Source organism: Neisseria sp. MVDL19-042950 (genome assembly GCF_030504625.1).
In the GTDB taxonomy this organism is placed as follows: Bacteria; Pseudomonadota; Gammaproteobacteria; order Burkholderiales; family Neisseriaceae; genus Neisseria.
Genome location: NZ_JAUKWH010000007.1, coordinates 109,294 through 128,312, shown reverse-complemented (window position 1 = coordinate 128,312; position 19,019 = coordinate 109,294). Strand labels below are relative to the sequence as shown.

The window sequence follows — 19,019 nt, the reverse complement described above, 5'->3', positions numbered from 1 at the left end:
TCCTATCTTACCGAAACAAACCGGAAACGGCATATTTAAACGTAAAGGCCGTCTGAAAACTTTTAGCGAAACCCGCAAAACTCGTTTTCAGACGGCCTCAATTGTAAACAATCCGCCTTTGTGCCAAAATTCCAAGCAAAAGATAAACGAAAAAGGAAATTCCGAAATGTTCCAACATGTTGCATTCTACCCCGGCGACCCGATTCTCAGTTTGGTCGAAACCTTCAACAACGACCCGCGCACCCACAAGGTCAACCTCAGTATCGGCATCTATTTCGACGAAAACGGCAAACTGCCCGTGCTTGATTCCGTGCGCCAAGCCGAAGTAAAACGTGCCGCCACCGCCCTGCCGCGCCCTTATCTGCCGATGGAAGGCTTGGATGCGTTCCGTCGCGGCGTGCAAAACCTGCTCTTCGGCGCAACCAACCCCGCTTTGCAGGAAAACCGTATCGCCACCATCCAAACGCTCGGCGGTTCAGGCGCATTGAAAGTGGGTGCGGATTTTCTGCGCCGCTGGTTTCCGAACGCCAAAGTGTATGTGAGCAACCCCACTTGGGACAACCACAAAGGCATTTTCGAAGGCGCGGGCTTTGAAGTCGGCACTTATCCGTATTACGCCCCGGCCACCGGCTGTGTGCAATTTGAAGAAATGCTGGCATTTCTACTGCACCTGCCCGAACACAGCATTTTGATTCTGCACCCGTGCTGCCACAATCCTACCGGCGTGGACTTGACCGCCGCGCAATGGGATGCGGTGCTGGAAATCGTGCAAACGCGCAAGCTGATTCCGTTTATGGATATTGCTTATCAGGGCTTCGGCGATGATTTGGACGGCGATGCCTACGCCATCCGCAAAGCCGTACAGATGGGCTTGCCGCTGTTTGTGAGCAATTCGTTTTCAAAAAATATGTCGCTCTACGGCGAACGTGTGGGCGGTTTGTCGGTGGTGTGCCCGAATGAGGAAGAAGCCGCGTTGGTGTTCGGCCAACTGAAATTTACCGTGCGCCGCATTTATTCTAGCCCGCCCGCACACGGCGGCTATGTGGCTGCCGATGTGATGAACACGCCGGAGCTGTTGGCACAATGGCAAAGCGAAGTGTATGCCATGCGCGACCGCATCCGCGCCATGCGCCAAAAGCTGTACGATGTGCTGACGCGCAAAGTGCCGGGCAAAAACTTCGATTATTTCATCACCCAGCGCGGCATGTTCAGCTACACCGGTTTAACACCCGAACAAGTGCAGCGCCTGCAAGACGAGTTTGCCGTTTACCTCGTCGGCTCCGGTCGTATGTGCGTGGCGGGATTGAACGAGTCTAATATTGATTATGTGGCCGATGCTTTTGCGGAAGTATTGAAGTAACAGTTGTGCCCATTAAGACAAGAGGCCGTCTGAAAACGAACTTTGCGAGTTTCGCTAAAATGTTTTCAGACGGCCTCTCGAATATATCCTAAGATTTATTGATACATCACTCCGTTGTGTTTCAGCCAGCCATCGGGATGGCGGCCTTTGGGATCGTGATGCGTCCAGTGAATCACGCCGCCGCGTTCCGACCATTCGTATTCGCCGTAAAATTCAACTTTGTCGCCCTTTTTCAGCCTCTCGATTTTAGGTGCCAAATCAATATTGTGCGCCACCAAAAGCGTTTGCCCGCTGCTCAACTTTAAGATAAAACGCTGGTGCCGCGAACCTTTGTTGTCGTCCGGCAGGGTTTTGCTGACGATGCCGCTTCCCTGTATCTGAATATCGCTTTGTTGCCGTTCAAAGGCCGTCTGAAGTATTTTCTCCGCCGGCTCGCCCGCGTTGCCGCTGCCGACGGCCGGAGCCTGCACAGAAGGCCGGGAAGGTTGCGCGGGCGGTGTTTGGTGCTGCTGCCATTGCTGGTAGCCGATAAAAACAGCGGCGGCAAGGACAAGCCAAATCCAGATTTTTTTCATGTTTCTTCCATACTGTTTTAAGAGAAAGCCGGATAATCGCTTATCCGGCCGCATTTTGTCAGCGTTTGTATTTCAGGCTGTATTTGATTTCAGACATTGCCGCTTTCAAATTATATTCGAGAATCTCATCTACCAAAGAAGGGGCCTGCTCGCTTAATACTTGTTGCAGTTGATAAGTAAGCGTGGCGGTCTGTTTCTGTACGGCCACCCGCACCATCCCTGCGATAGCATCGGTCAGATGCGGGCGCAAGCGGCGGCTCAGGCGATCCAGCAGTTCCTGCTCCGACAGGCACATTACCGGCTGGCGCGGGTTGACCTGCGGCTCGAGCACTTTCACGGTAACCGGCAGCCATTCTTCGGGATCAACCGTTGCAGCGGCCTCTTCCGCCGTTTCATCCACATACTTCTCTTGCTGCTCCGCCGCGGGACGCGGGTCGACGAATTCAACGGTTTGGCGCTTCGGGTTCAACCATACATTGCGGGTACGCTGCACTTTGTCGTCGCTCACGGCGGTTTGCAATGCCGTTTGTGCGGCCAACCAGTCTTCCTGCAACAAAACCGTAGTGTCGGTTTCCGCCGTGATGGTGTCTGAAAGCGGGTCGTTATGCTCTTTCTGCCACTGTTTGAGATATTCCCGCAGCACCTTCTCCGCTTCTCTGGCCTGCAACTGCACTTCGGTAGGCTGCTGTGTCTGCGTTTGGCGGGCAGACTGTATGGAAGCGGTATTGGGCTGCCCCTGCTGCCGCTTTTCACGCAACTGCTCCAAGCCGCGTTCCCAGTCGAATTCGTCCGAGGCTGTTTGGTTGTCTGTTATGTTTCCTGAGGTCGGGCGTTTGATATTCATATGGTTGCTCTCGTTTCAGTATGTCAAATAGGCGGCCTTCTCCCGCCGCCTGTTTCTGCTTTCGATAGTTTTAAATTACGGTTGGTGCTAAGAGGCCGTCTGAAACGGTGCTCGCGCCGCTATCGTAAACCGAATCTGCTATATAATGCCCGCATTCTAACAGATTATTAAGGAAAAATAATGAACAGCATCGAACAACGATTGGATTATCTTGAAGAAGCCAACGATGTGCTGCGCATGCAAAACCATGTGCTTGCAACGGCCTTTAAAGGCATGATCCGCGCCCTGCCCGCCGACCTTGCCGAAGACGTTGTCGAATCGGTGCAGCTGGCTTTTGAAGATGCGCTGGCGGAACTGACCTACGAAGACAGCCCGCACACCGATCTTTTCCACGATGTAACCTACGCATTTTTCCGCGAAAAAGAGCGTTAACCGCCGTCGGGAATAAAAATGTGTGTTTGTGTTAAGTCATGCTAGAATGGGTTGTCTTCGTCTCTTTCAGGAACAACCAAATGAACATGAAAAAATGGATTGCCGCTGCCGTAGCCTGCTCCGCCCTAGCCTTGGGAGCCTGCGGCGGCAAAGGAGAAACCGCTGCCAATACCGACAAAGTGTACCGCGTTGCCATGAATGCCGAGTTCGCCCCGTTCGAATCGATGGATTCCGCCAACAATATCGAAGGCTTCGATGTCGATCTCGTAAACGCTCTGGCCAAAGCCGGCAACTTCAAAGTGGAATACAAACACCAGCCGTGGGACAGCCTCTTTCCCGGCCTCTCCAACGGCGATGCCGATATTCTGGCTTCCGCCGTTACCATTACCGACGAACGCAAACAAACCATGGATTTTTCGGAACCTTATTTCGAAATCACCCAAGTGATTCTGGTACCTAAAGGCAAAGACATCAACTCGGTGGAAGATTTGAAACAAGTGAAGAAAGTGGGCGTGGTAACCGGCCAAACCGGCGATTTTGCCGCTTCCAAAATCTTGGGTAGCAACAACTCGAAAATTTCCCGCTACGAAACCCTGCCGCTGGTGGTGAAAGAGCTCGAAAACGGCGGTTTGGACGCAGTAATCAGCGACAGCGCGGTAATCGGCAACTACATCAAAAACAACAGCGATAAAGGTTTCAGCATGGTCGCCGTGCCCGACTTTGAAGTGGAACACTACGGCTTGGCTGTCCGCAAAGGCGATACCGCCACCCAAACCATGTTGAATGAAGCGTTGAAAAAAGTACGTGAAAGCGGCGAATACGACAAAATCTACGACAAATATTTTGCCAAACAGTAATACGGCAATTGCGTTAAAACACCGCCGTAAAAAAGCCTGATCATCCGATCAGGCTTTTTTACGGACGGCATGTCCGGCAAAGATTTGCAACCGTTTAAAACTCAAAAAGGCCGTCTGAAAAAGATTTTAGCGAAACCCGCAAAGCTCGTTTTCAGACGGCCTCCGAAGATTAAAAACGGTTACAGCACTTTCACGATGCTTTCGCATAAGTAACGGATATTGTCTTCCGTAATGCCCGCCACATTGATGCGGCCGGAACGCACTGCATAGATGGCAAATTCGTCTTTCAGGCGGTCAACCTGTTCGGGGCTTAAACCTGAAAACGAGAACATGCCGTTTTGTTTCACGATAAAGCTGAAATCCTGTTGCGCGCCATATTCTTTCAGCAACTCCACAAATTTCTGACGCATCTCTTTGATACGGGCGCGCATTTCGTCCAGTTCGGCAATCCATTGCGCTTTCAGGGCTTCGTCTTTCAACACCAGCGCAACGGTTGCGCCGCCGTGGGAAGCAGGGTTGGAATACAACGTGCGGATAATGGTTTTTACTTGGCTGAAGGCACGGTTGGCGGTTTCTTCGTCGGCCGCCACCACGGTAAATGCTCCCACACGCTCGTTATACATGCCGAAGTTTTTAGAATAAGAGCTGGCCACCAACAATTCTTTATTCAGCTTGGCAAAGGCACGCAAACCGTAAGCATCTTCTTCCAAACCATTGGCAAAGCCTTGATAAGCAAAGTCAAACAACGGCAGCCAACCTTTTTCGGCGGACATTTTCGCCAAAGTTTCCCACTGTTCGGGGGTGGGATCGATACCGGTAGGATTGTGGCAGCAGCCGTGCAGCAACACCACGTCGCCTTCTTCGGCTTGGCTCAAATCTGCAACCAAACCGTCCCAATCCAAACCGTGCGTGGTTTTATCGTAATAACGGTAATCGCGGATATTGATGCCCACGGCTTTGAAAATAGCGTTGTGGTTCGGCCAAGTGGGGGCGGAAATCCATACGTTTTTGGCGTTGGTTTGGCGTTTGACAAACTCGGCGGCCACACGCAACGCGCCCGTGCCGCCCAAACTCTGAGCGGTTTTCACACGTTTGGAGGCAATGATTTCACTGTCCGCACCGAACAGCAGCTTTTGCGTTTGGGCGTTGTATTCGGCCACGCCGTCGATGGTTAAATAGTTTTTGGTGTTTTCGGTTTCCAGCAGGCGTTTCTCAGCCTCTTTCACAGCTTTCACAATCGGGGTTTGGCCTTTTGCGTCTTTGTAAACGCCGATACCCAGATTGACTTTATTCCCGCGGGTTTCTGCTTTAAATGCTTCACCCAAGCCTAAAATCGGATCGGCCGGCGCAGCTTCGATTTTATCGAAAAACATGATGATACCTTTCTGTGGTGGAAACGGAAGAAAACGATTAATCACTCGAAATGTTAATCTTACGCTCTTTAACAAGAGATGGAAACAGCCGTTAAAACTAACTGTTTTTCTAAACAAGGCCGTCTGAAAGATTGGTTTCAGACGGCCTTGTCGAATGCTTTGCCTCAAAGACAGTCCAACAAATCCAGCGGTGCATCAATGCGCGCATCATGCAGCCATTCTTCGGTTTTGTCTTCGGCGGCGATATAGCCCCAGTCGGCCAACACGGTTTTCATGCCGGCATTTTTTCCTGCCTGCATATCGCGCTCGGCATCGCCTACATAGATACAATTTTCGGGTTTTACGCCGATTTGTTCGCAGGCGTAAAACATGGGCTTGGTGCTGGGTTTGGCTTCGCCGCAGGTATCGCCGCTGACAACCACGGCAGGCGCGACGCTGAAGCCGAGTTTCGGCACGAGGCGGTGGGTGAAGGTATGCGGCTTGTTGGTGATGATGCCCCATTTGATGCCGCGTTTGTCGAGTTCGGCAATCAATCGGTCGATATCGTCGAACAACACGGTTTCATGGTCGAAGCAGCGTTCGTATTCGGCCAGATATTCCTGCCGCCAACGGGTGTGTTCGGGATGGTCTTTGGTGATACCTGCGCCCATCAGAATCAGGCCGCTTGCGCCATGGCTGGCGACGGGGCGGACTTCTGCCATGCTTTTTTCGGGTAAATTGTGGCGGCGCAGCAAGGTGTTAAGTGCGCCGCCCAAATCGAGTGCGGTGTCGGCGAGGGTGCCGTCCAAGTCGAACAATACGGCTTCGGTCATGGGTGTCCTTAATGATGGTGGGTAACGATTTTCTATGTGTTGAGGCCGTCTGAAAAGATGTAATCAGGTTTCAGACGGCCTGAATTCTAGCAGATTTAATGTGCATGATGATGGCCGTGTGTTTCATGCTCATCCGGATGAATCAAGCACAACACGCTGTCTTCGTGCGGATGTCGGCTGCTTTCCACTTGCACGGTGGTGTGTTGGATATTTTGATGCGCCAGCGCATGTTCGATGCGGTAAACGATTTGTTCGGCCTCGACCACGCTCAAATCGCCGTCGACAACGATATGGCAGGATAAGGCGTTGATGTTGCTGGTAATCGTCCACACATGCAAATCATGCACCGACTGCACGCCTTCGGCTTGCCTGATGGTGTCGAGCAGCACGTCGACATCGACATTATCGGGCGTGCCTTCCATCAAAATGTGCAGGGTTTTGCGGAATACCTGCCAGCCGCTCCGCCCCACCAATGCCGCCACAAAAACGCTGGCCAACGGGTCGGCCCATTTCCAGCCGAACGCCATCATCAGCACGGCGGCGGCTATCGCGCCGAACGAGCCGAACAAATCGCTCAACACATGCAGATAGGCTCCGCGCATGTTGATATTGCCTTCGGTGTCGCCGCCGCGCAGCATGTACCACGCCACGAAAAGGTTCACCAGCAGCCCGATGATACTGATCACCAGCATGCCGGTGGTGGCGATTTCCGGAGGCTGACGGAAGCGTTCGACGGCTTCTAAAAAAATCATTGCGGCAATCACGATCAGAGTGATGCCGTTAAAGGCCGCCGTTAAAATTTCAAACCGCTTGTAGCCGAAGGTTTTATCGAGCGTGGTGGCTTTTTCGCTGAATTTGAACGCCAGCAAGGCGATGCCGAGCGAGAATGCGTCGCTGAACATATGCCCTGCATCCGACAGCAACGCCAGCGAGTTGGTGAGCCAGCCGCCGACTGCCTCTACCACCATGAAAGATGCGATCACCGCAAATGCTACCGCCAATACTTTTTTATTGGCCGTGTGGCTGTGGGAATGATGGTCGTGCGGCATGGCTTTCTCCTTTGGAAATATAAGAGCCTGTTCAAAATCTCCATAGTGGCCGTGTTGTCGGCCGAAACCTCGAAAAACGCCTACACAAGAAGATTACAAACAGGCTCTAAGAAAGGCCGTCTGAAACGCTTATTGCTGCTCGCTTAAAATCGCCTGAATCAATTCTACTGCGCCGTCGTCCGCCAGCTTTTTGGCAACGGCGCGGCCCAGCGCGTCGGCATAGGCCGCGGGCGCTTCGGCTTCGGCCTGCAAAACCACCGAGCCGTCGGGATGGCCGACCAAGCCGCGCAAGGTCAGGAGGCCGTTTTCTTCGGTGCAATAAGCCGCCAACGGCACTTGGCAACTGCCGTCCAACGCGCGGGCAAGCGCACGCTCGGCAGTTACGCAGGCATTGGTCACGGCGTGGTTCAGCGGGTTCAACACTTCCAGCAAATCATAGCGGTTGGCGGCAATCTCGATACCCAATGCGCCCTGCCCCGCGGCAGGCAGGCTGTCGAACGGCGACATAATCATGCGGATGCGCTCGTCCAGCCCCAAACGCTGCAAACCGGCGGCGGCAAGAATAATGGCATCGTAGTCGCCGTTGTCCAGCTTAGCCAAACGGGTTTGTACATTGCCGCGCAACGGTTTGATGGTCAAATGCGGATAACGTGCGCGAATCTGCGCTTCGCGGCGCAAGCTCGCCGTACCCACCACCGCGCCTTCCGGCATCTCTTCCAAACGTGCATATCGGTTAGACACAAATGCGTCAAACGGGTTGGCACGCTCGCAAATGGCGGCCAGCGCAAAACCTTCGGGCAACACCATCGGCACGTCTTTAATCGAGTGCACGGCCAAATCTGCGCGGCCGTCTTGCAAAGCCTGCTCCAGCTCTTTGATAAACAAACCTTTGCCGCCGATTTTCGAGAGCGTTTTGTCGAGAATCTGGTCGCCGCGCGTGGTCATGCCCAAAATGCTGACCTCGCATTCGGGATAAAGCTGTTTCAGACGGCCTTGTATATGCTCGGCCTGCCACATAGCCAACATGCTTTCGCGGCTGGCGATAACGAGTTTTTTAGGGTTCATAAGAATATATTTGCAATACGTCAAAATAACGGCACAAGTCTATCATGTTTTTCAGACGGCCTTATGCTATATTTCCGCCTGAACCACATTCCCGCAACGATTTATGAAACGCGCCAAAAAATACCCTTTCCCCACCCTACAACGACAACGCTTCACCCTGCATTTCGACAACCAAAGCAGCCTTTCCGAACTGCCGTCCGAACAAGACTTCTACCGCTGGGCATGGCATGCGCTTAAAAACGAATACCGCCGCGCCGACATCAGCATCGTGCTGCTCGACGAAGAACCCGCCCGCGCCTACAACGCCGATTACCGCGGCAAAGACTACGCCACCAACGTATTGAGTTTCGCCCTCAACGAAGGCGAAATCATGCCCGACCAACTTTCAGACGGCCTCTACGGCGATTTAATCATCTGCCCGCAAGTGGTGCTGAAAGAAGCCGCCGAACAAGGCAAAACGCCCGCGCAGCACTTCGCCCACCTCACCATACACGGCACGCTGCACCTGATGGGCTACGACCACATCGAAGACGGCGAAGCCGAAATCATGGAAACACTTGAAACCCGCCTGCTGAATCAGTTAGGATACCCCAACCCTTACCGACAGGATTAATCAGAAATGGACGACAGCCAGTCGAAGCCCTCTTTTTTTGAACGCCTCGTAGCCCGCATTTCGGGCGACGCTCCCGATTCCGCCGAAGACGTGATCAACCTGCTGCGTCAGGCACACGAGCAGGAAGTGTTCGACAGCGAAACCCTGCTGCGCTTGGAAAAAGTGCTCGATTTCGCCGAACTCGAAGTGCGTGATGCCATGATTACCCGCAGCCAGATGGACGTAATCAAAGCCGACGAAAGCATGGAGCGCATCATCCCCTACATCATCGAAACCGCCCGCTCGCGCTTTCCCGTTATCGGCGAAGACAAAGACAACGTGCTCGGCATCCTCCACGCCAAAGACCTGCTCAAATACGCGCTTAATCCCGAGCAATTCAACCTGCAAGCCATCTTACGTCCCGCCGTGTTTGTGCCCGAAGGTAAATCGCTCAATTCGCTTTTGAAAGAATTCCGCGAACAACGCAACCACATGGCCATCGTGGTCGATGAATACGGCGGCATTTCCGGGCTGGTAACGTTTGAAGACATCATCGAACAAATCGTCGGCGACATCGAAGACGAATTCGACGAAGACGAAAGCGGCGACAATATCTTTCCGGTATCCGCCGAACGCTACCGCATCAACGCCATCACCGAAATCGAAGACATCAACGAATATTTCGGCACCGATTACAGCGACGAAGAAGTCGATACCATCGGCGGCTTGGTGATTCAGGAAATCGGCCATCTGCCCGTGCGCGGCGAAAAAGTGGTTATCGGCCCGCTGCAATTCACCGTTGCCCGCGCCGACAACCGCAGGCTGCATACCTTGATGGCGATCCGCGTGAAAGAATAATCTCCCGCTTCATTCGCATATTTAAAAGACTTCAGGCCGTCTGAAACCCGCCAAGCAGGTTTTCAGACGGCCTGTTCATATAGCAAATCCCTTGAAATCTCACAATATTTCAAGGGATTTATCGCTTGTCCGAGAGCATCGCAGCGCTTACCAATCCTCCACCACACCGGCCTGCGGCGCACCGTTCTTCACCTGTGCGATAGCCGCCTCGCGCTCCGCTTCGCCGGCATACATCATGCTGGTGCCGATAACCTGCCCGTTGGCGGCTTTCAAATTAAAATAAACTTTGCCGGAACTGCTGGTTTTCAATTCGTAACGGCTATCGTTGCCGGCGTTGCTGCGCACCGATTCGATACCGTTTTGCGCGGAGGCTTTGCTGCCGTACTGCTCGCTGCGCAGAATGGTTTTGTCTTCTTCGCCAACGAAGTTGAAATGAAACTCACCGCCTTCGCTTTTCTTCAATTCAAATGTTGCCATTGCTGACTCCTTCAGTAAAACATCTGCATGCAAAAAAACATCAAAAATCATATCCAAACAGGCATTCCGGCGAACACTATAATGACCCTGCTTCGGGCTTGTCAATACTCGCACCGCTCATGCAAAGGCCGTCTGAAAACTTCGGCATCGACAAATTGCGATGAAATGTTTTCAGACGGCCTCAACCGGTTTGGATGTTATTCCAATGCTGCTTTGAGTTTTTGCTCGATTAAATCCGCATCAAATGCTTTGGCAATCAGCTCGAAACGGCTGTCGCGCCGCCATGAAACTTGGTTCGCGCCCCATTTGCCGTCCACCCAGTTGAGCCATACCCACGTGCCCATTACCTGAAACACGCCTTTGGCGCGCACCAGACCTTCGGTAAATTTCGGCAGATCGTTGAAAAAATTGGTAAGGCGTTCGCCGTCGAAATCTTGCCCGGCCGGGAAGGTAAAGCCTTGCGATTGATAGCCCATGGTATTATCGGGCAAGGCTTTCAAGCGGTAGCGGGATTTTTCCACCACGGGAATTTCCAGCCATGCGATATCCATTTTAGCGTTATCTACTTCCACCACTTTGGCTTTGGGCGGGAAGAGCTTGGCGGCTTTTTCGCGGAATTCCGCCAATATTTCGGGCGTGCACAAATCGGTTTTGCTGGCCACCAACACATCACACACGCCGATCTGGTCTTTATACAAAGCCTGTTGTGCGTAGTTGGGATCGATAAACTGACGCGGGTCGACTACGGTAAACACTGCGGCGATTTCAAGCTGTTCGTCGAGTGGTTTGACTTTCAATTCGTCAATCACGCTGGCGGCATGTGCCAAACCGCTGGCTTCAATCATCAGGCGGTCGGGTTGGGCATCGCGCAACATTTTCTGCACGGTAGCGCCCAACTGCGGGCCGGCGGTACAACACAGGCAGCCGCCGGCAATTTCGGCAACGGGAATGCCGTTATTGCTCAACACGGCACCGTCGATGCCGATTTCGCCAAATTCGTTCACGATAATAACCCATTTTTCATTCGGGTCTTTTTGTTCCATCAAACTTTTCAGAGCAGTCGTTTTACCCGTACCGAGAAAGCCCGAAATCAAGTGGACTTTGGTTTTTTTTACCGACATTTTTTACACACTCCTGTTAAGACGACATGTTCTTCTTTCAATATAAAACCGCTTGCCGCCACGCCTGCGCGCAACGCCGCCCATTCTTTGCTGAGGGTTTGCTCGTCAACCTCTCCGCATTCGGTACACACGAGAATAAACGCGCTGTGGTGCGCCGCTTCGTCATGCTTATGGCAGTGCGTGCCGCACTCGTGCTGCGCGTGGCTGCACAGCACATAGCCGTTGACGGCGGTTACTTTATGCAGCACACCCTGCTCCGCCCAAAAGTCCAACGCCCGATACGCGGTCGGCGGAGCCACTACGCCTTTACTTTGCTGCTGCATTTGCGACAGCACGTTATAGGCCTTGATTACGCCGGTTTGCTGCAATACGATGTCCAAAACCTGTTCGCGCAAGGCGGTAACCTGCACCCCGTCTTTCTTGGCTTGGGCGAGGATTTTTTCTTTAATAGTAGTCATGGCTTTTCAGACGGCCTGTTTCTGATTGAGGAATACTTAATTATAACGAGGTTGGCCTCGATATGCGAAAGGCCGTCTGAAAACGAGCTTTGCGAGTTTCGCTAAAACTGTTCAGACAGCCTATATTACCGTTCGGGCACCATTACAACGAACGTGCCACTTCTACGATTTCAAATACTTCCAACTGGTCGCCTTCCATAATCTCATTGAAGTTTTTCAGCATCAGGCCGCATTCGTAGCCCATGCGCACTTCTTTTACGTCGTCTTTGTAACGCTTCAGCGAGGCCAGCTCGCCGGTATGGATAACCACATTGTTGCGGATGAGGCGGATGTGCGAATCGCGCTTCACGATACCGTCGGTAACCATACAGCCGGCGATATTGCCCACTTTCGATACGCTGATAACCTGACGGATTTCCACCGTACCGATCACTTGCTCTTTCTCTTCCGGTGCCAACATACCGCTCATGGCCGCCTTCACATCGTCGATAGCATCATAGATGATGTTGTAGTAGCGGATTTCGACATCTTCGCTCTCGGCCAGCTTGCGTGCGGAACCGTCGGCACGCACGTTAAAGCCGATAATGAATGCGCCGGACGCAATCGCAAGGTTAACGTCAGACTCGGTGATACCGCCCACGCCGCTGTGCAGCACGTTGACTTTCACTTCGTCGGTAGACAGTTTTTTCAGGCTGCCCGAAAGTGCTTCGTACGAACCTTGAACGTCGGCTTTAATGATAACCGACAGCGATTGTACCTGCTCGCCCATGTTGCTGAACATATTTTCCAGCTTGGCCGCCTGTTGTTTGGCCAAACGTACGTCGCGGAATTTGCCTTGGCGGAACAATGCGATTTCACGGGCTTTTTTCTCATCTGCCAATACCATAGCGTCTTCACCCGCGTTAGGCACATCGGACAAACCGAGGATTTCAACAGGAATCGACGGGCCGGCTTCTTCAATCTGCTTGCCGTTTTCATCGGTCATCGCGCGAATCTTACCGAACGCAGTACCCGCCAGCAGCATATCGCCTTTTTTCAGCGTGCCGCTTTGAACCAGCAAGGTTGCCACCGCACCGCGTCCTTTATCCAAGCGCGCTTCAACGATGATACCTTTGGCAGGCGTATCAACCGGAGCAGTCAGTTCCAACACTTCAGCTTCCAGCAGCACGGCTTCCAGCAGCGCATCAATATTCAAACCTTGTTTGGCCGATACATTGACAAACTGCACATCGCCGCCCCACTCGTCCGGCACAACTTCATGCGCCGTCAACTCTTGGCGGATACGCTCGGGGTTGGCTGCCTCTTTATCGATTTTGTTTACTGCCACCACAATCGGCACGCCCGCCGCTTTCGCATGGGCAATGGCTTCGATGGTTTGCGGCATCACGCCGTCATCAGCGGCCACCACCAGAATCACAATGTCGGTGGCTTTGGCACCGCGGGCACGCATGGCGGTAAACGCTTCGTGCCCCGGAGTATCCAAGAAGGTAATCACACCGCGCGGGGTTTCCACGTGATAAGCGCCGATGTGCTGGGTAATGCCGCCCGCTTCGCCTTGCACCACTTTGGCGCGACGGATGTAGTCGAGCAACGAGGTTTTACCGTGGTCAACGTGACCCATTACGGTAACAACCGGCGGACGCGGGAATTGCTCTGCCGTTGCGGCGGTTTCGGCATCATCGCTCAAGAAGGCTTCGGGATCGTCGGCTGCGGCAGGCTTACCGATGTGGCCTAATTCTTCAACCACAATCAATGCGGTATCTTGGTCGATGGATTGGTTGATGGTAACCATCATGCCCATTTTCATCAGCGCCTTAACCACTTCTACGCCTTTAACGGCCATTTTGTGCGCCAAATCGGCCACGGTAATGGTTTCAGGCACCAACACTTCATGTACCACCGGCTCGGTCGGTGCTTGGAAAGCATGTTGGTTCGGCTCCAGCTTGAGTTTTTTGCCTTTTTTGCCGCCGCGCACGCGCTCTTCCTGATTGGCATTCTGATTGCGGCCTTTACCTTTATCTTTGCCACCGCGCGGACGGCTTTCCATCTCATCGCGGTTGTGGCGGTCTTCTTTCTTAGCTCGCGCAGGTGCAGGTGCACCGGCTTTGCCGGCAGTAGAGGCCAAAGGTGCTTTTTCGCTCGGCTTTGCGGAACGTTGCTCGGCCGTTTTGCCTTCTTTGGCCGCTTTCGCTTCCTGTTGCGCCTGAAGTTTCATGGCCTCACGGCGGGCCTGACGCTCTTGCTTCTCTTTCAACAAAGCTTCTTGGTGCGCACGCATGGCAGCGGCGCGGCGGGCTTCTTCATCGCGCTGGGCTTGTTCTTCCGCGCTTACTACCGGCCGGATAACCGCAGGAGCGGCTTGTTTTTTCGGCTCTTTGTGTTTGCCTTGCTTGGCCGGCTTCTCTGCTTTGGCCGTCTGAACAGCTTCTCGGGCTTTTTCTTCGGCGGCTTTCTTTTCAACTGCTTTTTCTTCGGCAGCCTGCTCGATGCGTACCTGAGCCGCTTTTAGTTTGGCCGCTTCTTCTTCGGCTTTGGCTTTCTCAGCAGCCGCACGTTCGGCATCTGCTTTGGCGGCCGCTTCGCGCTCCGCCTGTGCAGCGGCTTCGGCTGCTTTACGCGCTTCTTCCTGTTCCTGCTCGGCGGCGGCCTTGGCTTTAGCCTCGGCAGCCAATTCGTCGGCAGAAGGCACAATCACTTTTCGGCTGCGGCGGCGGGTTTCCACCTGTACGCCGCCAACAGTGCTGACTTCGGCTTTTTTACGGCTGATACTAATCGTGCTGCTTTCGCTTCCGTGTACTTTTTTCAAATAAGCCAGCAACAGCTGTTTATCGTCAGAAGTAATGCTGTCGCTGCCGCTGTTTTTGTTTACACCGGCATTTTTTAATTGTTTCAATAAATCGTCGACGGGCTTTTTAAGTTCGGCGGCAAATTGTTCTACTGTATTGTTACTCATACTATTACCCCCTTAGTTTTCTTCGGTAAACCAATGTTCGCGGGCTGCCAAAATCACTTTCTTGGCTTCTTCCTCGCTTACTCCGGTAATTTCAATCAATTCGTCTACCGCCAGTTCAGCCAGATCGTCGCGCGTGGTAATGCCGGCCTGAGCCAGATCACGCAACATGTCTTGATCGATACCGTCGAGATTACGCATATCTTCTTCTACATCTTCCAGTTTTTCTTCAGATGCAATAGCCAACGTCAGAATCGCGTCGCGCGCACGGTTACGCAGGGTTTCTACGGTGTTTTCGTCAAAACCTTCAATTTCCAGCAATTCGGCAGCAGGCACATAGGCTACTTCTTCCAAAGTGGCAAAACCTTCTTGTAAAAGAATGTCGGCGGTTTCTTCGTCCACATTCAGATGCTCGACAAACAGATTGCGGATGGCCGCATCTTCGGCAGCGTTGCGTTCTTCGGCTTCGGCAACCGTCATAATGTTCAACTGCCAACCGGTCAAGTCAGCCGCCAAGCGCACGTTTTGTCCGCCGCGACCGATGGCCAGCGCCAATTGGTCTTCGGCAACCACGACATCTACCGCATGCTTGTCTTCGTCAATCAGGATGCGGGTTACTTCGGCGGGTGATAATGCGTTAATCACAAACTGGGCGGTTTCGGGAGACCACAACACAACGTCGATGCGCTCGCCAGAAAGCTCGTTGGTTACCGCATTCACACGGGAACCGCGCACGCCGATACAGGTGCCTTGCGGGTCGATACGTTGGTCATTTGCTTTAACGGCGATTTTGGCACGGTGGCCGGGGTCGCGGGCGGCTTCTTTAATTTCCAACAAACCGTCTTCGATTTCAGGCACTTCCATGGCAAACAGTTTCACCAGAAAATCACGCGAAGTACGGCTCAAAATCACTTGCTTGCGGCCTGACGCACCGATTTCGTCTACCCGCAAAAACAGAGCGCGCACGCGGTCGCCGTTGCGGAAATTTTCGCGTGGAATCATTTGGTCGCGCGGCAGCAAAGCATCCAGCTTACCGATTTCGATGATGGCACCGTGACGCTCGACGCGCTTTACCGTACCCATCACGATATCTTCTTTACGAGCCAAAAATTCTTCCAAAATTTGCTCGCGCTCCGCATCTCGAATGCGTTGCAGAATAATCTGTTTGGCAGTTTGGGCGGCTTGGCGGCCGAAACCTTCGTTTTCCATCGGCTCTTCATAATATTCGCCGATTTGAATGGCAGTACCCGGAATTTCTTCTTGGATTTCTTCGATGGTTTTTTCTACGTCCGGATAGGTATAGTCTTCGTCGGCCACAATCAACCAACGGCGGAATGTGCTGTATTCACCGGTATGGCGGTCGATTTCCACGCGCACATCCATATGTTCGCGGTTGGCTTTTTTCTTGGCAGCGGTACTGAGTGCAAATTCAAGCGCACTGAAAACCACTTCGGGGTCTACGTTTTTCTCACTGGCCAAGGCTTCGGCCAACTGTAACATTTCGCGACTCATTATTTAAATTCTCCGTTAAATATTAATATTTTGTATTTTTAAAAATTAAATTCTGGGCGCAGGCGCGCTTTATCTATATTGCTGATTTCGATGTCGGCGGTTTTGCCGTCAAACGAAATACGCACGACATCGTTTTCACATCCTTCAATGCGGCCAATAAAGTTTTTCTGTCCTTCAATCGGCAAGCGGGTTTTGATTTTGGCCTGCTGCCCTGCAAAACGTACGAAGTCGGCGGCTTTTTTCAACGGGCGGTCCAAACCCGGACTGGAAATTTCCAAACGTTTGTAATCAATGTCTTCCACCAAAAACAAACGGCTCAGGTGATTGCTCACGGTTGCACAGTCTTCTACTGTGATACCGCCTTCTTTGTCGATAAATACGCGCAAATCGCCTTGAGCGGTCAATTCGAAATCAACCAGTTCATATCCCAACCCCGGCAGGGTTTTGTCGAGAATATTTTGAATGTCCATATTGCTCCAAAAACAAAAAAATGGCCCCGTGGCCATTTTTCCTGAAATCCGAAAAATTTTCTTATTATAACTTTTTTATCTGTAAAAGAAAAGTGCCAATTTAACGTCATTTTCAGACGGCCGGCTTCCGGTCGGCAACCCGATAGCAATCAAGGCCGTCTGAAAACATTTATTATTAAACAAATTATGTTTTCACGCACGCCGCCATGCTTACTCTCATTTCACAATGCATAAAGGGCAAACAAATAGTCTTGTTTAAATAAAATAGGTAATTCCACTAAATTAAATATATATTCTAGTGTTTATATATTTAAAAATAGAAAAATTATATATCAATATTCAATTATTCACTAAACGGGATTTTGCCAAATTGTTTGAAAAATATGACTGGCCGGCTTGCGGAAAGGCAATCGGAAGACTAGAATCCGTCATTAATTTATGTATATTCCGGGCAGCGGGCGTTGTTCGGCCAAATTACTTTACCTCTGAGGTTACCATCTTATGCTTCCTACTCCGATTTATAATTTTTCAGCCGGCCCTGCCATTCTCCCCGAGTCCGTATTACGCACCGCCCAAAGTGAAATGTTTGATTACAACGGTACCGGTTTCTCCGTGATGACGATGAGCCACCGTTCCGATGTATTTATGAGTATCCTTTACCATGCCGAACAGGATTTACGGCAGTTAATGAATATTCCTGACAACTATAAAGTATTGTTTTTACAAGGCGGAGCCAGCTCTCAATTTAACATGGTGGTAATGAATCTGGCTAACGGCTTCAAACGGGTGGATTCTGTGATCACGGGCAACTGGTCGGCCATTGCCCACTCGCAAATGGGCAAACTTTCCGACGCGGAAATTCATTTGGCAGCCGATGGCGGCGCTCTGTTCAATTACACCAATCTGCCGCCGGTTAATTCTTGGGATATCGGCAAAGATTCGGCTTTCGTACATTTTGTTATCAATGAAACCGTGCACGGCCTGCAATACCGCGAAGTACCTAAACTCGGAGACGACATGCCGCCGCTGGTATGCGATATGTCGAGCGAGATTTTGTCCCGCCGCATCAATGTGAGCGATTTCGGCGTTATCTATGCCGGAGCGCAGAAAAACATCGGCCCCTCCGGTGCGACCATCGTGATTATCCGCGAAGACTTGCTTGAGCGCTGTTCAGACCGTATTCCCGATGTGTGGAATTATAAATCGCACATTGAAAGGCAAGGCATGTACAACACTCCGGCCACTTACCCGATTTATATTTCCGGCTTGGTTTTCCGCTGGTTGCAATCACAAGGCGGCGTGGAACAAATGGAAACCATTAACACGTTGAAAGCCAAAACCCTGTATGAAGCGATTGATAACAGCGGCGGCTTCTATATCAATAATGTACATCCGGGTGCACGTTCTAAAATGAACGTTATTTTCCACACCGGCAACAAAGAATTGGACGAATTGTTTGCCCAAGAATCCACCACCCGCGGCCTGCGGCTCTTACGCGGCTACAAATCCATGGGCGGCATGCGCGCCAGTATTTACAATGCCATGACTCTACAAGGCGTTGAAGCCCTGATTGATTTTATGCAGGAATTCCAACGCCGTTACGGTTAACCTGCATGCATGCAGGCCGTCTGAAAACATCTTTTCAGACGGCCTGTTTTATATGGCAAGTATCTTACCGATTCACACAATGCTTACCATCTGCCGGCAATCACGCCGATACGACGCAGCCAATCGTTCACGGCAGCTTCTTCGGCCGGCAATATTTCAGCCATTCCGCCGGTAAACTCCTGCCATTGCCGCAAATATTTTCGGTTCAACAAAGTCAGTACCGGCAGGCCGTCTGAAACCAAATCGGCAAACTCCTGTACCAACCCTTCGCCGCGTGCCTCAACCACGCCAAAACGGTTGATGATAACCAAATCGGGCCGGTTCGACCGCGCCTCATGCAAAACCGTTGCCGCTTCCGCCAGCACGGCAGGGTTCAGACGGCAAGATTGCGACTCGGTTCCCAAATCTTGGAAAATCAAATAGGTATGCAACCCATCTAACGACATCACGCATTTATCGGTGCAGCCGTCTTCCCGAACATAAACCGCATTATTCAGCCCCTGCACGCATACCCCTTGTGCTTTCAGACGGCCTATACAGGCATCCAAAACCTTCTGGGCCGTGCTTGAATCTTCATCATGAACAATGGCGGCTAAATACATCGGT

General features: G+C 52.0%; 19 protein-coding genes. 6 read left to right on the top strand and 13 right to left on the bottom strand.

The window, feature by feature from the left end:
• The first annotated feature begins 166 nt into the window (after nucleotides 1-166).
• The gene (locus tag Q0X97_RS08015) at nucleotides 167-1,360 is read left to right on the top strand and encodes an amino acid aminotransferase (protein ID WP_302066814.1); all 1,194 of its coding nucleotides are present in this window, start codon (nucleotides 167-169) and stop codon (nucleotides 1,358-1,360) included.
• A 95-nt stretch (nucleotides 1,361-1,455) separates the two neighbouring features.
• Here the strand turns inward: Q0X97_RS08015 and Q0X97_RS08010 are convergent, their stop codons facing one another.
• Both Q0X97_RS08010 and Q0X97_RS08005 read right to left on the bottom strand, forming a co-directional pair.
• Entirely contained in the window at nucleotides 1,456-1,935 is a 480-nt protein-coding gene (locus Q0X97_RS08010; protein ID WP_302066806.1) for a DUF3465 domain-containing protein, read from the bottom strand.
• 58 nt (nucleotides 1,936-1,993) lie between these two features.
• Nucleotides 1,994-2,779, bottom strand: a complete 786-nt coding sequence (locus Q0X97_RS08005) for a hypothetical protein (protein ID WP_302066805.1) — start codon at nucleotides 2,777-2,779, stop codon at nucleotides 1,994-1,996.
• Between the two features lie 180 nt (nucleotides 2,780-2,959).
• Here Q0X97_RS08005 and Q0X97_RS08000 point away from each other — a divergent pair, with 180 nt between their 5' ends.
• Together Q0X97_RS08000 and Q0X97_RS07995 are read left to right on the top strand one after the other, a co-directional pair.
• Nucleotides 2,960-3,211, top strand: coding sequence for a hypothetical protein (locus Q0X97_RS08000; protein ID WP_107879629.1), 252 nt, complete (start codon nucleotides 2,960-2,962; stop codon nucleotides 3,209-3,211).
• A gap of 80 nt (nucleotides 3,212-3,291) precedes the next feature.
• Nucleotides 3,292-4,068: a basic amino acid ABC transporter substrate-binding protein gene (locus tag Q0X97_RS07995; RefSeq protein ID WP_302066804.1), complete on the top strand. Its 777-nt coding sequence runs from the start codon at nucleotides 3,292-3,294 to the stop codon at nucleotides 4,066-4,068.
• Between the two features lie 179 nt (nucleotides 4,069-4,247).
• On the opposite strand, the gene Q0X97_RS07990 is transcribed toward Q0X97_RS07995, so the two are convergent.
• The 4 genes from Q0X97_RS07990 to hemC form a co-directional block, all read right to left on the bottom strand.
• On the bottom strand, nucleotides 4,248-5,441 hold the full coding sequence (locus Q0X97_RS07990; protein WP_302066803.1) for an amino acid aminotransferase: 1,194 nt from the start codon (nucleotides 5,439-5,441) through the stop codon (nucleotides 4,248-4,250).
• A 164-nt stretch (nucleotides 5,442-5,605) separates the two neighbouring features.
• Nucleotides 5,606-6,253, bottom strand: a complete 648-nt coding sequence (locus tag Q0X97_RS07985) for an HAD family hydrolase (protein WP_302066802.1) — start codon at nucleotides 6,251-6,253, stop codon at nucleotides 5,606-5,608.
• A 95-nt stretch (nucleotides 6,254-6,348) separates the two neighbouring features.
• Nucleotides 6,349-7,302 carry a cation diffusion facilitator family transporter gene (locus Q0X97_RS07980; RefSeq protein WP_302066801.1) on the bottom strand — a complete coding sequence of 318 codons (954 nt, stop codon included), beginning with the start codon at nucleotides 7,300-7,302 and terminating at the stop codon, nucleotides 6,349-6,351.
• Nucleotides 7,303-7,431: 129 nt separating this feature from the next.
• Nucleotides 7,432-8,367, bottom strand: coding sequence for a hydroxymethylbilane synthase (gene hemC, locus Q0X97_RS07975; protein ID WP_244738422.1), 936 nt, complete (start codon nucleotides 8,365-8,367; stop codon nucleotides 7,432-7,434).
• 103 nt (nucleotides 8,368-8,470) lie between these two features.
• On the opposite strand from hemC, the gene ybeY reads away from it, so the two are divergent.
• On the top strand, nucleotides 8,471-8,980 hold the full coding sequence (gene ybeY / locus Q0X97_RS07970) for an rRNA maturation RNase YbeY (RefSeq protein WP_302066800.1): 510 nt from the start codon (nucleotides 8,471-8,473) through the stop codon (nucleotides 8,978-8,980).
• Nucleotides 8,981-8,986: 6 nt separating this feature from the next.
• Nucleotides 8,987-9,817: an HlyC/CorC family transporter gene (locus tag Q0X97_RS07965; protein ID WP_302066799.1), complete on the top strand. Its 831-nt coding sequence runs from the start codon at nucleotides 8,987-8,989 to the stop codon at nucleotides 9,815-9,817.
• Nucleotides 9,818-9,964: 147 nt separating this feature from the next.
• Here Q0X97_RS07965 and Q0X97_RS07960 read toward each other — a convergent pair whose 3' ends face one another.
• The 6 genes from Q0X97_RS07960 to rimP form a co-directional block, all read right to left on the bottom strand.
• The gene (locus Q0X97_RS07960; protein WP_302066798.1) at nucleotides 9,965-10,294 is read right to left on the bottom strand and encodes a YegP family protein; all 330 of its coding nucleotides are present in this window, start codon (nucleotides 10,292-10,294) and stop codon (nucleotides 9,965-9,967) included.
• Between the two features lie 197 nt (nucleotides 10,295-10,491).
• Nucleotides 10,492-11,415, bottom strand: a complete 924-nt coding sequence (locus tag Q0X97_RS07955) for a GTP-binding protein (protein ID WP_302066797.1) — start codon at nucleotides 11,413-11,415, stop codon at nucleotides 10,492-10,494.
• The gene (locus tag Q0X97_RS07950) at nucleotides 11,406-11,873 is read right to left on the bottom strand and encodes a Fur family transcriptional regulator (RefSeq protein ID WP_302066796.1); all 468 of its coding nucleotides are present in this window, start codon (nucleotides 11,871-11,873) and stop codon (nucleotides 11,406-11,408) included. Before Q0X97_RS07950 ends, Q0X97_RS07955 begins: the two co-directional genes overlap by 10 nt.
• Nucleotides 11,874-12,015: 142 nt before the next feature.
• A complete protein-coding gene (gene infB / locus Q0X97_RS07945; protein WP_302066795.1) occupies nucleotides 12,016-14,826 on the bottom strand; it encodes a translation initiation factor IF-2 in 2,811 nt (936 codons plus the stop codon).
• A gap of 12 nt (nucleotides 14,827-14,838) precedes the next feature.
• Nucleotides 14,839-16,335, bottom strand: coding sequence for a transcription termination factor NusA (gene nusA / locus Q0X97_RS07940; RefSeq protein WP_302066794.1), 1,497 nt, complete (start codon nucleotides 16,333-16,335; stop codon nucleotides 14,839-14,841).
• Between the two features lie 38 nt (nucleotides 16,336-16,373).
• Nucleotides 16,374-16,805 (bottom strand): ribosome maturation factor RimP, encoded by a 432-nt coding sequence (gene rimP, locus Q0X97_RS07935; RefSeq protein WP_302066793.1) that lies wholly within the window; start codon nucleotides 16,803-16,805, stop codon nucleotides 16,374-16,376.
• A 501-nt stretch (nucleotides 16,806-17,306) separates the two neighbouring features.
• Here rimP and serC point away from each other — a divergent pair.
• Nucleotides 17,307-18,413 carry a phosphoserine transaminase gene (serC, locus tag Q0X97_RS07930; protein WP_302066792.1) on the top strand — a complete coding sequence of 369 codons (1,107 nt, stop codon included), beginning with the start codon at nucleotides 17,307-17,309 and terminating at the stop codon, nucleotides 18,411-18,413.
• A gap of 83 nt (nucleotides 18,414-18,496) precedes the next feature.
• Here serC and Q0X97_RS07925 read toward each other — a convergent pair whose 3' ends face one another.
• The gene (locus Q0X97_RS07925; protein WP_302066791.1) at nucleotides 18,497-19,015 is read right to left on the bottom strand and encodes a DUF2478 domain-containing protein; all 519 of its coding nucleotides are present in this window, start codon (nucleotides 19,013-19,015) and stop codon (nucleotides 18,497-18,499) included.
• Nucleotides 19,016-19,019 lie beyond the last annotated feature (4 nt).